The organism is Shewanella sp. WXL01, from assembly GCF_012263345.1.
Lineage (GTDB): Bacteria > Pseudomonadota > Gammaproteobacteria > Enterobacterales > Shewanellaceae > Shewanella > Shewanella maritima.
Window position 1 is genome coordinate 1,166,334 of record NZ_JAAIKQ010000001.1, and the last position, 12,971, is coordinate 1,179,304.

At 44.9% G+C, this 12,971-nt stretch carries 12 protein-coding genes; 9 read left to right on the plus strand and 3 right to left on the minus strand.

All coding sequences use genetic code 11. The features are described from left to right. Positions 1-116: 116 nt before the first annotated feature. The gene (locus G3R49_RS04980) at positions 117-776 is read right to left on the minus strand and encodes a hypothetical protein (RefSeq protein WP_167868821.1); all 660 of its coding nucleotides are present in this window, start codon (positions 774-776) and stop codon (positions 117-119) included. A gap of 292 nt (positions 777-1,068) precedes the next feature. Here G3R49_RS04980 and G3R49_RS04985 point away from each other — a divergent pair, with 292 nt between their 5' ends. Both G3R49_RS04985 and G3R49_RS04990 read left to right on the plus strand, forming a co-directional pair. Next, entirely contained in the window at positions 1,069-1,611 is a 543-nt protein-coding gene (locus tag G3R49_RS04985) for a DUF4442 domain-containing protein (protein WP_130603241.1), read from the plus strand. Between the two features lie 219 nt (positions 1,612-1,830). After that, complete coding sequence (locus G3R49_RS04990; RefSeq protein WP_167868822.1) at positions 1,831-2,550, plus strand: SDR family oxidoreductase; 720 nt, start codon at positions 1,831-1,833, stop codon at positions 2,548-2,550. Between the two features lie 497 nt (positions 2,551-3,047). Here the strand turns inward: G3R49_RS04990 and G3R49_RS05005 are convergent, their stop codons facing one another. After that, positions 3,048-3,995 (minus strand): LysR family transcriptional regulator, encoded by a 948-nt coding sequence (locus tag G3R49_RS05005; protein ID WP_167868823.1) that lies wholly within the window; start codon positions 3,993-3,995, stop codon positions 3,048-3,050. A 257-nt stretch (positions 3,996-4,252) separates the two neighbouring features. Next, on the minus strand, positions 4,253-5,107 hold the full coding sequence (bla, locus tag G3R49_RS05010; protein ID WP_167868824.1) for a subclass B1 metallo-beta-lactamase: 855 nt from the start codon (positions 5,105-5,107) through the stop codon (positions 4,253-4,255). A gap of 367 nt (positions 5,108-5,474) precedes the next feature. On the opposite strand from bla, the gene G3R49_RS05015 reads away from it, so the two are divergent. The 7 genes from G3R49_RS05015 to G3R49_RS05045 all read left to right on the plus strand — a co-directional run bounded on the left by G3R49_RS05015 (position 5,475) and on the right by G3R49_RS05045 (position 12,836). After that, positions 5,475-6,512 carry a DUF2235 domain-containing protein gene (locus G3R49_RS05015; protein WP_167868825.1) on the plus strand — a complete coding sequence of 346 codons (1,038 nt, stop codon included), beginning with the start codon at positions 5,475-5,477 and terminating at the stop codon, positions 6,510-6,512. A 31-nt stretch (positions 6,513-6,543) separates the two neighbouring features. Beyond that, on the plus strand, positions 6,544-7,548 hold the full coding sequence (locus tag G3R49_RS05020; protein WP_348633907.1) for a cobalamin-binding protein: 1,005 nt from the start codon (positions 6,544-6,546) through the stop codon (positions 7,546-7,548). Between the two features lie 267 nt (positions 7,549-7,815). Continuing rightward, positions 7,816-9,087, plus strand: a complete 1,272-nt coding sequence (locus tag G3R49_RS05025) for an efflux RND transporter periplasmic adaptor subunit (protein ID WP_167868826.1) — start codon at positions 7,816-7,818, stop codon at positions 9,085-9,087. Between the two features lie 58 nt (positions 9,088-9,145). Beyond that, complete coding sequence (locus tag G3R49_RS05030) at positions 9,146-9,415, plus strand: hypothetical protein (protein WP_130597986.1); 270 nt, start codon at positions 9,146-9,148, stop codon at positions 9,413-9,415. Positions 9,416-9,464: 49 nt separating this feature from the next. Further along, positions 9,465-10,193: an ABC transporter ATP-binding protein gene (locus G3R49_RS05035; RefSeq protein ID WP_130597985.1), complete on the plus strand. Its 729-nt coding sequence runs from the start codon at positions 9,465-9,467 to the stop codon at positions 10,191-10,193. 12 nt (positions 10,194-10,205) lie between these two features. Beyond that, entirely contained in the window at positions 10,206-11,519 is a 1,314-nt protein-coding gene (locus tag G3R49_RS05040; protein WP_167868827.1) for an ABC transporter permease, read from the plus strand. Positions 11,520-11,627: 108 nt separating this feature from the next. After that, positions 11,628-12,836: an ABC transporter permease gene (locus G3R49_RS05045; RefSeq protein WP_167868828.1), complete on the plus strand. Its 1,209-nt coding sequence runs from the start codon at positions 11,628-11,630 to the stop codon at positions 12,834-12,836. The last annotated feature ends 135 nt before the right edge of the window (positions 12,837-12,971 follow it).

Sequence of the window (12,971 nt, forward strand, 5' to 3'; positions counted from 1 at the left end):
GCTATTTTACCTTGATAGTCTTAAGCAACCAAATTGAAATCTAAGTGCATAGATGAGTCTTTTCACTTGTAATAAATTCAGTTGCTTAGCGTTTTACTCTGACCCAATTTGCTGCTTTAGTTGCTGGAAGTGGTGTTGATAAGCTCTTTGAAGGTATCGCCGTTAAATTCAATATCTTTGATATAGCTAAAACCAGCTTTGTTGATGTGAGCCGCAAGAGAGCGGGCGTTATCTTGATGAACATAGGTGTAAACAAACTGGTAGTTTGTTGCCATTTCCATTGCGCTGTACTCGTAAAGTTTGGCAAATACTCCTTGGCCGCGGCACTGCTCACCCACACATACAGGTCCCCAAAAATAGCTATTTGCTGGAGTGATAACACCTTGTTTATGGCTAATGTTCACTAGGCTTCCACTTAGCTGAGTCAGCGTGGCAGAGCACTGCCAAAACTGCCATGAAGCACAAACCGCCATGGCGACAATTTGCCTGCGTTGCTGAGTAACGCTGAGTTCAGAGTTATAAGGCCCAGAGGTATTGAGTTCTTTTACTTTCGACTTGTCAGCTTTTAGTTCAGCGACGTCTAACTCAGCGATGCCTAACTCAGCTACGTAAACCGTTTGTTCTGTTTCGATGATGTGAGTGAGTTGCTCAGCGCTTAATACAGTATTGAGAAACCCTTGCGACTTATCTTGCCCGTCGAGACTGTCGATATGGCAGGATTGCTGCAAAGCAACTAATTGGCTGACATCTTCAATAGTTGCGCGTCGATACATCATCTTGAGCCCTCTTTAAAACAGAATAAGCTTAAGAGCCTAGCAAGCTTGGGAATAGGTATCTGTTCTTTAGATAACGCTTAACTGATTCCATTTGGAATAAAACTACTTTTTAAAGTTAAGTTTAATCAATGCTTTATAGGTTTACTCTGACCCAATTTAGATAAGTAGTTTAGTGTTGTAGTCGTAGTGGTGGGCTTGCAGTAATAGGGCATTTACTCCAACTTGAGTTTTCTATACTCTGTTCAAACGAGTGTTTGATTTTATTGCTGAGCAAGTTAGGGAGAAGTTGCCTGTGACTATCTATCAAAAGATTGCCAAAGTTGGGCCTAAGCTAATTGGTCAAGATAAGCTGTTTAAATACGGTTTTAATTGGCTGCCTATGTATCGTCGCAGTACTGGGCGGATAGTATCGGTGTCGAAAGACTTAACCGAGGTGACTATGCGTTTACCTTTGTCTTACCGCAACCGCAACTATGTAGGCTCTATCTTTGGTGGCAGTATGTTTTCTGCGGTTGACCCAATTCCTATGGTGCAACTGATTAACCTGCTTGATAGTCAGTATGTGGTGTGGGATAAGTCAGCTGAAATCTACTTTAAAGCGCCAGCCCGTGAAGATTTATATGCTGATTTTGTATTTACTGAGCAAGAGCTTGAGCAAATCAAGCGCGATGTTGAGCAGCAACAAGAAATCAACCTGATTAAAACTACCCAATTAACCAACAAAGCCAGAGACAAGGTATTTTGCGAAGTGAAGAAGACCTTGTATATCTCCACTAAAGCGCACTACAAGAAAAAGCGCGCTAAACGTCAACAAGCTAAAGCGGAGCAAAGCTAAACCAATCAGCAATTTTAATTCTCGATTCTCAAAGCTTAGCCCTCAAAGCTAAGCCACAAGCCCAAACCTAAGTTTTATTGTTGTAATTTGGCAACAGTCTGTGAGCTTTATCGCTATATATCAACAAAACTTGACTCGTTATTATTACCTCACTGTCGCAGCCAACTAGATACCGGCTGCGCAAACTGAATTGGTAGATATACAAGTTAGAGGTAAGCGATGAAAAAGTTAGTGGTTATTACAGGTGCAAGTTCAGGTATTGGTGAAAGCATTTCAAAACGTTTGAGCGATGAGGGTCATCCTCTACTACTGATTGCTCGTCGTGTTGAGCGTATAACTGCGCTAAATTTACCAAATGCGCTTTGTGAAGCAGTTGATGTGACTGACAAACAAGCGTTTAGTGCTGCAGTGGCAAAGGCTGAGGCACAATTTGGCGCGGTAGATTGCTTAATTAATAATGCAGGCGTGATGTTGCTTGGTCAAATCGACACTCAAGATAGTGACGAGTGGCAGCGTATGTTTGATGTCAATGTCATGGGGCTATTGCACGGTATGCAAACTGTACTTAAGGATATGAAGCAGCGTAAAACAGGTACTGTGATTAATATCAGCTCGATTGCTGGTCGTAAAACGTTTGCTAACCATGCCGCCTACTGTGGTACTAAATTCGCGGTTCACGCTATTACTGAAACCGTTCGTGAAGAAGTCGCAGATAGTGATGTGCGTTTAACCACGATTTCTCCAGGTGCCGTTGAAACTGAGCTGTTATCACATACAACATCTGATGAAATCAAAGCTGGTTACGATAGTTGGAAACAAGACATGGGCGGCGTATTAGCTGCTGATGATGTGGCGCGCGCGGTAAGCTTTGCCTATAGCCAACCACAAAATGTGTGTATTCGTGAGATTGCATTGGCACCAACACGTCAGCAGCCATAATTAGCTCTTAGTGTTAATTAGCGCGTTAATGGTAGAGTTAGGTAGCGTGTAGATGGCAGTGTTGGCCGCACTTAAACAAAAGGAAGCCAAGTGCTTCCTTTTGTATTTTTATAGCTTGTGAATCAATGCTTTTTTAAAAAGGCTACTAAATTAGATAGCTATTAGTGCCTAAAGCGCTTAACACAAAACTCGATAAAGGCACGCAGGCGCTTGGGTTGATATTTGTCTTTATGGTAAATGGCGTAAAAGGGGATGCTGTGGGTTTAAAGTATGCCAATTTGGCATAGGTACAATTGGGTCTCTGTCATCATTGTTTTATGGCGCATGCTATCACTACCTAAAGCGCTTAACACAAAACTCAATAAAGGCACGCAGGCGCTTGGGTTGATATTTGTCTTTATGGTAAATGGCGTAAAAGGGGACGCTGTGGGTTTAAAGTATGCCAATTTGGCATAGGTACAATTGGGTCTATGTCATCTTTATCTTGTAGTGCATGCCTAATACCTAAAGCGCTCAACACAAAACTCGATAAAGGCACGGAGGCGTTTTGGTTGATATTTGTCTTTATGATAAATAGCATAAAAGGGGACGCTGGCGATATGCCAATTGGGCATAATTGCGACGAGTTCACCTGACTGAATTTGTGCTCGGCAATACATTTCAGGCACGCGAATAATGCCGTTGCCTTTAAGCGCTGCGTTAACCAAAGTACGACCATTTTTACAGCGAAGTTTACCCGCAATATTGACTTCGTAATGAGGGCTAGTTTGCTGCTGCACAGAGCCGTTTTTGTCAGTAGCCGTGTTGTTCAATTCTGTATTTGCTTCGCTTGCGCGATAGCGCCATTGAGTCACTGACCCTGTAATGCAACGGTGGTGTTTTAGTTCGCTTGGATGCTTTGGCTTGCCATACTTCGCTAAATAAGCTGGGCTGGCTAGGGTAAGCATATCTATTTGCATTAATTTACGGCCAACGAAACCTGCATCATCTAACTCACCCATACGAAATGCCAGGTCAAACTCATCTTTAATCAGATCAATTCGATGGCTGCTAAAATCGAGCTCGATATCCACTTCAGGGTGTTGCAGCATAAAATCGCTAATCAGTTCAGTAACCACATCTTCCCCAATCGGACCGCCAACACAATTGATTGCGAGTTTGCCGCGAATGGCGTCATTATCATCAATGGTGGCAAGTAGCGCCTGATCAAGTTGGTTTAATGCTGTTTGTGCCTGTTTTAATAGCTGTTCACCTGCTTGGGTGATCTTTAAGCTGCGAGTGGTGCGGATCACCAGGGTGACACCTAGTTGCTTTTCAAGCGAGCTTAATTGACGTGACACATGGGAGCGCGAAACGGCCAGTATTTCAGCCGCTTTAGTGAGGTTGCCTTGCTCGGCAATTATTACAAATGCCCTAAGGTCCGCGAGATTGATTTGATTGATCATAGGAGAATATTAGCGCGCTTTCGTTTTAGCAGCTGCACCTAGCTGTGGCTCATACTTGTGACGTTTATAGCGCCAGTATTACTAACGGTCACCCAAAAAGCTACCGTTAAAAGTAAGCTAGCTAATAGAAGTAAGCTAACAGAGTCACTAAATAACATAGCCTCTAAATAACAAAGCCACCTTAGCAACAAGGTGGCTCTCACATTCAGTGATGTTTAGCTTTGTTCGAGCTAGCTTTGAATAGCGAACCGCTAGGCTTACTTCATCATACCCGCGGTGTATTTTTCAATGAGATCTATGGTGTGATCTAGCAGACACTGATCGCCAATGGCGCCATGGCCAGGCATGATGGTTTTTGCATCTTTGAATTTGTCTTTAAGATGGGCAATTGAGCTCGGCCAGGCGTCAATATTGGCTTCACCCACATAACCTAAAGTGCGGCTGCGGATACTTTTTACTAGGCAGCCACCGTACAGGAATTTATGTTCAGGTAACCAGACGACTAGGTTGTCTTCGGTATGGCCTGCGCCAACATAGTGGACTTCAATTTTATTCTCTAGCATTGCAAAAAAGTCACCACTAAAGCTCTCGCTTGCCAGTGGCTGACCTGTTTTTTGTAGCAGCGCATTGGTCTTGTCAGACACATAAGTTGGCACGTTAATGCTGTTTAAATAGCCAACTCCACCAGTACGATCAGCATGGGAATGGGTCGAAATGCTAGCTGCTAAGGTTAAACCTTGCTTATCAACCCAGGCGACCAGTTGCATGGTGTCTTCTGCTGTCCACGGCGTATCGATCAAATAGGCTTGTTTACCATCCACATAAATTAATCCGTTTGAGCCAACCATGCCAAAGTTTTGCGTTTGCACGTACGAGCTATGCATATACACGTTTTTGGTAATGCGATTAACACTGAACTTGCCTTTTTTCAGTGCTGGCATTTTTGCGTGTTGCGAACTGGTTTTACACTGCGCAGCTTCGACAGTCATATAGCCGGGTAAGGTTAATGCACCGGCGATCAAACCGGTTTTCAGGGCTTTTGATGAAGCGATGCGGGTAACAAGCTTGCTTACTTGATTCAATCTGTGTGGATGGAGGATTGACTGTTTCATCTTGCTCTCTGTGCAGTGTATCGTTACCAGTTCGTGACATAAACCTAGCTAAATAGCGGTGGCGTAAATGTCTTATCATGGGGATGTTGTAATAACCGCGCGATTTTGCGTTGTAAAATAGCGTATTGCAAGGACTAAGCAATGGAATCGCTCCAAATATATCAATTAGCTAATTTAGTTAACTTATCAATAATAATTGCTGCGGTTTTTAGAGGGTGTGATACACAATACGGTTAAAAATATCAGCCAAACTTTCGTTGAAACTTCTCAGCAAAAGTTGAACTAGCGACAAAAGCAATCATAGGTATTAAGCAAACTGCAGCTTTTGCCTGTATGGTAATAGCTGCACGATGCGCGAGGGATTAAAATGGCAAAACGGATAGTGATATGTGCTGATGGCACCTGGAATCGACCAGAAGAAGATCTAACTAAAGATCAAGCCAGTAATGTACTGCAGCTTGCCAGAGCGATAACGCCTGTGGCAAGTGATGGGGTCAATCAGCAAGTGTTTTACGACTGGGGCGTAGGTTCGTATTACGACAATGTGATTGGCGGTGCTACAGGTCGAGGGTTACATAAAAATATTGTCGACTGCTATCGCTACATAGTGCAGAACTATGAAGCTGGCGATCAAATCTATTTATTTGGCTTTAGCCGAGGTGCTTATACCGTGCGCTGTCTATGCGGGCTGATCAACAATTGCGGCATAGTAAAACGCGCTGATGCCAAACTGATCCAGCAAGCATTTGACCATTATAAAACCCAAGCTAAATCCTATGCACCAGATGGTGCTAAATCGCTGCAATTTCGCGCGCAGTACAGCCATCAGTCAAGGCAAATTCACTTTGTTGGTGTTTGGGATACCGTTGGCGCAATGGGGATACCTAGTTCACTGCTGGGTTTGTTTGAAGATAAAGACGAGTTTTACGATACCAAGATAGGTAGCAATGTGTCGATTGCCCGTCACGCTTTAGCCATCGACGAGCATAGACGTGATTTCGAGCCGACAATTTGGCAGGTACGTGACGGTGTAGACATGCAGCAGGTTTGGTTTGCAGGCGCCCACAGCAATATTGGTGGTAGCTATTTACCCGATAAAAATGGGCAAATGTTATCTGACAACGCACTTATTTGGATGCTGCAGCAGGCAACAGCCGCAAATTTGCAGATTGAGGCTCATCTTACTGACAGACTCGCGCCTACACCGATGGCAAGACTGCACAATTCAAGGCGCAGTTTTTATCGCATTAAACGTAAATTTTATCGCGATCTAGATAACCAGGTTGCGCCAGTGCTGATCCACCGCTCAGTAAAACAGCGCTGGGACAATGACGCAAGCTACCGTCCTAAGAACTTACAATCTTATATCGATGACTTTGGTTGGCCCGATAATTTGGTAGACTAGCGCCAGATAAAGCTGGGGATAAGGAATTGTTTTGTTAGTAAAAAAATCAAAGGCTGCGGCGGTATTGGGAGCAGAGTCCTTAGGAGCTGGGTCATTTGGAGTAGGAACAAGGGTAGCTGCTAAAGCGTGCCGCCTTTTAGGCTTTGCTGTGGTGTGTGGATTATCTGCCTCTGCAATGGTCATTACTTTGCAAGTACAAGCTGAGACTCGCCGCTCTGAAGCTAACAGCCAAGCTGAGACTAACCGCTCTGAAGCAAACAGCTTTGAAACAAGCGTGAAACCTGCGAAAAAAATCATCGCTTTGTCACCGCACTCTGTCGAGCTGCTATACGCCATCGGCGCAGGAGATAAAATCCTTGGCACTACTGAACACGCTGATTACCCAGAAGCGGCTAAATCAATTCCGCGTATTGGCGGTTATCATGGTATTCAAATCGAGCGTGTGATTGAGATTGACCCAGATTTAATCGTGGTTTGGCAATCAGGCAACAAGCTTAATGATATTAATCAACTCATTGAGCTTGGTTTTCCTATCTACAACTCTAGCGCCAAAACCTTAGATGATGTTGCCAAGCATTTACGTGAACTGGGCGAGCTAACCGGTCATCGCTCTCAAGCTGAGCAAGCCGCGACGGCGTATGAAACTGAGCTTGCCGCAATTCGTGCCCAGTACCAGACAAAAGCGCCAGTAAAGGTTTTTTACCAGCTGTGGTCAAACCCACTGCGCACAGTGGCAAAGGGCAGTTGGATTGAGCAAATCATCAGCGCCTGTAATGGCGACAACATCTTTTATGATGCAGCAAGTGAATACCCGATAGTGAGCATTGAAAACGTGCTGTTAGGCGGCGCAGAGGTGATTTTGCAAAGTCAGGAAAAGGGTAACTACCTTGGTATTGAATGGAGCAAATGGCCAGAGTTACCAGCAGTGAGCAATAAGCACATTTATCAGTTAGATGCCGACTTACTTCACCGCGCCGCGCCGCGAGCGGTTAAAGGCGTTCGCGCTATGTGTGAGGCGATTGATAAGGCGAGATAGCGACTTTGTTGAGTCAATCTCTAACCTAGTCATCGACCTAGTGTCCACCTAAGTTCGAATAAGTAAACCTCACTTAACTCAAAAGTGTCCGCCGGACACTTTTTTTGTGTCCGTTCATAGATTATTAAGTGTCCGCGGACACTTTTAATTTACCTGTTAAAGTCTAACTATCTGTTATGTAGTGTTTTATTCGTTATGGCACACTCTGTGCTGTATCTAGTCATTGAATATTGTTGCGGACAGCTCGATTGGGTTTAAGGACGACAGATGATTAAAGATACCAGTGCACAAGATACCGTTATCGCACCTACGCTAGGGCAAAAGCTAGGGCAGAAATTCCGCATACCTTTAGTTGCTGGTGGCGCTTTATTACTGGTTAGCGCTCTTGGCTTTGCCAGTTTCGACCGTGATACCAGCATTCGCTCGGTAGACAGTGAGCAACTCCGTTTCGCTACCGTGAGTCGCGGCACTCTGGTTCGTGATATTGCTGCGACGGGTAAAATTGTTGCGGCAAACGCGCCGATTTTGTACAGCACAGAGCAAGGGGTGGTAACCCTACTGAGTCAGCCTGGTGACACTGTCAGTGCCCAGCAAGTGGTCGCCACCATTGCCAGCCCTAAATTGCAAAGCCGTTTTGAGCAACAAAAATCGTTACTTGCCGCGATGCAAAGCGATTTAGAGCGCGCCAAGCTTGATGCAAGGCGTGAGCAGCTGCGCGTTAGTCAAGTGCTCGATATGGCCAAAGTGGATTTAGAAGCAGCAGATCGTGAAAGTCGCCGCGGCGATCAATTGATTGAAACCAGCCTAATTAGCCGCATCGACTTTGAAAAAGGCAAAGATGATCTGCATAAAGCTAAGCTGCTGCATAAGCATGCGTTGCAAGAAGTTGACCTGATGCGCGATACCTTAACCTTTGAGTTAAAAAACCGCGCTTTAGAAGTTGACCGTCAAGCGTTAGTGGTCAATGAGCTAGCAAGACAAATTGAAGCGCTGAATATCAAGGCACCTGTTGACGGCATTATTGGTAATTGGTTAGTCGAGCAAAAAGCGCGTATTGGTGCTAGCCAATCATTGCTAACGGTTGTGGATTTAAGCGCCTTTGAAGCTGAGTTAGCTGTGCCTGAATCTTACGCTGATGACCTCGGAATAGGCATGGATGTTGAGCTGAGCTTTGGTCATATCAAGGTGATAGGTCAGCTGGCATCTATTTCTCCTGAAGTGCGCAATCGTGAAGTGGTTGCCAGAGTGCGCTTCACCCCAACCGATGAATTATCTCTTAGACAAAATCAACGACTTTCAGCCCGTGTATTGCTAGAGCATCGCCCAGATGTGCTGATGGTAAAACGTGGCGACTTTTTAAATCATGGCGGCGCAAGTGCCTTTGTGGTGAATGATGATGTCGCTTCGCTAGCGGAAGTGACGCTAGGCGCGCGTAGCATGAGCCATGTTGAAGTTATCGCAGGTGCTAATGAGGGCGATGTTTGGGTGGTATCAGGTACTGAAGAGTTTGGTCGCGATAAACAAATTCAACTGCGCTAGTACACCTAGCACCTAGCACCTAGCAATAAGACAAAGATTCAAGGAAGTGGAGTCAGAGATGAAACAAGTTAGCAGACACACAAGCAAATCAAAGCAGTTATTAGGTTTTATCGCCCTTGCGGTACTGGCGCTGGCGATTAGTTATCGACTAGAGCAAGGCATCGACTGGTTACTGGTTAGTTTTCAAATTATTGATGCCACCGGGCAATTCACCACTTCAATGCAAATGCCAGCAGTGCCAGATACACCGATTATCAGTATTTCAGGCGAGGCGTTACGAATTAACGCAGCAGAGCTTATGCGGCTGATATTGGATTGGCTGTTTTAACCGTCAGCAACATTTATAAACAACAGAATTAGATTACAAGGACATCACCATGTTAACCATGACCAACATCAGCAAGGTATTTAAAACGGATTTAGTGGAGACCCATGCGCTGCGAGACTTTAGTTTGCAAGTTAATGAAGGCGAATTTGTGGCGGTAACTGGCCCGTCAGGCTCAGGTAAAACTACGTTTTTGAACATAGCAGGCTTACTAGAAGGTTTTAGCTCAGGTGAGTATTTACTTGATGGCGTCAATGTATCGAACCTATCAGATAACCACAGCGCTAAAGTACGTAACGAAAAGATTGGCTTTATCTTTCAAGGCTTTAACCTAATTCCTGATTTAAACCTAGCTGAGAACGTTGAAGTGCCATTGCGCTATCGTGGCATCAATGCCAAAGAGCGCCAACGCCGTGTGACTGAGGCGTTGGAGAAAGTGGGGTTAGCATCGAGAATGAAGCACTTGCCAACTCAGCTTTCTGGTGGTCAGCAGCAACGCGTAGCTATTGCGCGTGCACTTGCAGGCGAGCCTAGATTCTTACTCGCCGATGAGCCAACCGGTAATTTAGATAGCTTAATGGCGCGTCAGGTGATGGAGCTGCTTGAAGATATTAATCAGTCTGGCACTACCATCATTATGGTGACCCATGATGTTGAGCTTGCTCGCCGCGCCCAGCGCAATATTCAAATTGTCGACGGTCAGGTGTGTGATTTTACTCAGTATCAAAAGCCGCAGCAGATGATGCAAGAGCTGCAACAAGTCGCCAATAGTGGTCAGTAAGCGGAGGTCATTATGTTTATTTATTATTGTGATCTTGCCTGGCGCAGCATTAAAAAAACGCCTATTTTGTCGCTGCTAATGGTGCTTGCTATCTCGATTGGTATTGGAATTACCATCACCACTCTTAATGTTTACAAGACCATGTCTTATAACCCCGCAGGCGATCGTAGTGAGCAAATCAACTCGATTCAGCTTTGGACGCAAGGGCTTGATACCTGGGATGAGTTTAGTTCAAACATCACCTATACCGATGCTATGAATCTGCGCAATAACCAGGATATTTCCTTAAAAGCTGCATCCTTTCGTACAGGCTTGGCTATTCAATCCGAAAACACAGACATCAAGCCTGAACTTAACAGCGTGCGCATGACTGACCGTGACTTTTTCGACATTTTCGAGGTGGAGTTTTTATACGGTGATAAATGGGCGGCAGAGGTAGACGTGCAGGGCGGTTATCAAGTTGTTATCAGTGAGCAGCTTAATCAAACCTTCTTTAATGGTGCTAATAGTGTTGGGCAAACGGTGTTTTTAGACCGCAAGCCGTTTCAAATAGCTGGGGTGATAAAAGAATGGAATCCGCAGCCTAAGTATTTTGACCCACTTAATGGCCCTTTTAATGATGCCGAACAAATCTTTATTCCATTTTCGTTAGTCGCAGAGCAAGAGTTTGCTGTTTGGGGCAACACCAGTGGTTGGAAGTTTGAGCCTATGCTCAACCATCAAGACAGGCTCAACTCTGAAAAGGTGTGGATTCAATTTTGGACATTTTTAGATACTAAAGAAGATAAAGCGCAACTGCAGCAATGGCTAACCCAATATGTTATAGAGCAAAGGCAAATGGGGCGTTATACCGACACAGCCAAGCAAGTGACTGAGTTGGCGCAAATAAGCGATGTAGATAAGTGGTTAGAGGATAACAATGTGGTTCCTCGTGACAGCAAGATTTTGGTTGGGCTAAGCGCGCTGTTTTTAAGTGTGTGTTTAGTGAACATTCTTGGATTACTGCTAACTAAATTCCTAAAACGCGCGCCAGAGGTAGGAGTACGTAGAGCCATTGGTGCCAGCCAGGGGCAAATATTCGCCCAGTATATGGTTGAAGTGGGCGTGATTGGCTTTATCGGTGGTGTCGTTGGTCTGCTTTGGGCGTGGGGCGCACTATCAATCTTACATGGTGAGTTTGGCATGGACGCCGCGGTAACAGGCCTTGATGCCAGTATGTGGATTATCACGCCAGCTATCGCTATTTCGACAGCCGTGCTTGCGGGCGTTTATCCAGCCTGGGTGGTGTGTCGAACCAAACCGAGCGTGTACTTAAAAGCGCAGTGATTTATTTTGCAAAAAGCAACTTAGCCAAAAACAAGTGGCAAGAAGCAACTTAGTAAAAACTAGTTCGCAAGAAGCTACTTCGCGAGAGTCTTAAGCAAGGACCAAACCATGTTACATATTAAACCTATTATTTCTAGCCTACTACGTAGCAAAAGCGGCCCAATACTGCTGCTATTACAGATTATATTGTCGGTAGCGATTGTTGCCAATGCTAGCTTTATTATCCACGAGCGCCTGTCGTTAATGGCACGCGACTCAGGCGTGGTTGAAGAGCAAATTGTACGTTTTAACGTGTATAGCTTTGAGCCAACAATTGACCATGTGCAGCAAAACGTCATTGATCAGCAAATTATTCGAGACCTGCCAAATGTGATGGCTGTAAGTTCAACCAATATGATGCCTGTGAGCGGCAGTGGTTGGATGGACCGCTACGTAGACGGCCCAAATCCAGATACCGCTAAAAGCATGCCTGGTTTTGCTTTGTATTTGGGTAATCAGCATCTACTTGATGTATTTGGCGCAGAGTTAGCCGACGGACGTAATTTCCGCCCAGATGAGATTAATACTCGCCTGGATGACACAGGCATGAAAGCCATGGTGTCACAAGCTTTGGCAACTGAGTTTTGGGGAGATGAGTCTCCAGTTGGCAAAATTATGTATCAAGGCGACCAAACTATTGAGATCATCGGTGTTATCAAGCAATTGCAAGGTGCCTGGGTTGATCACCGCCATTTTGAGTACAGCGTCATTCAAAACATCGACTTTGGTGGCAGCTCGCAAAACAAAACCTATGCAGTGCGCTTATTGCCTGAGCATATGGAAAATTTTGAAGAGCAGGTAACCGAAGCGCTACTTGCCGAAAACCCAAATCGAGTGATTAACGATTTCGATACCCTAAGCGATATTAAGCAGCTTACCTACAATAATCACCGCTTAATGGCATGGCTATTAAGTACCATGGTGGTGCTTTTGTTACTGATCACTGCTTTAGGTTTAACCGGTATGGTGATGTTTAATATTCAGCGCCGCACTAAACAAATCGGCACACGCCGCGCGTTAGGTGCAAGCAAAATGGATATCATTAAGCACTTTATGGTGGAAAACTACCTGATTTGTATCGCTGGTGGCGTTATTGGAGGCTTGCTAGCGCTGCAGCTTGGTGAGCAGCTAATGAACCTGTACTCGTTGCCTATGCTACCTAATATGTACCCAATTGCCGCAGTGGTTGGATTGCTATTAGTCACAACGCTCGCGGTTATCTTCCCAGCCTTTAGGGCGGCTAATATCGCGCCTGCCACTGCAACCAGAACGGTATAACAGCTTTGAGTGGATTCAAGCGCAAACTCGAAAAATGCTAGTAAATAAGATAGCTTAGCAAGATTAAGTCGCTAGATTAAGAAGCTGAGCTACCTTTTGACTGCATGGCGGCAAGAGTTTTAAACAAGCAACACA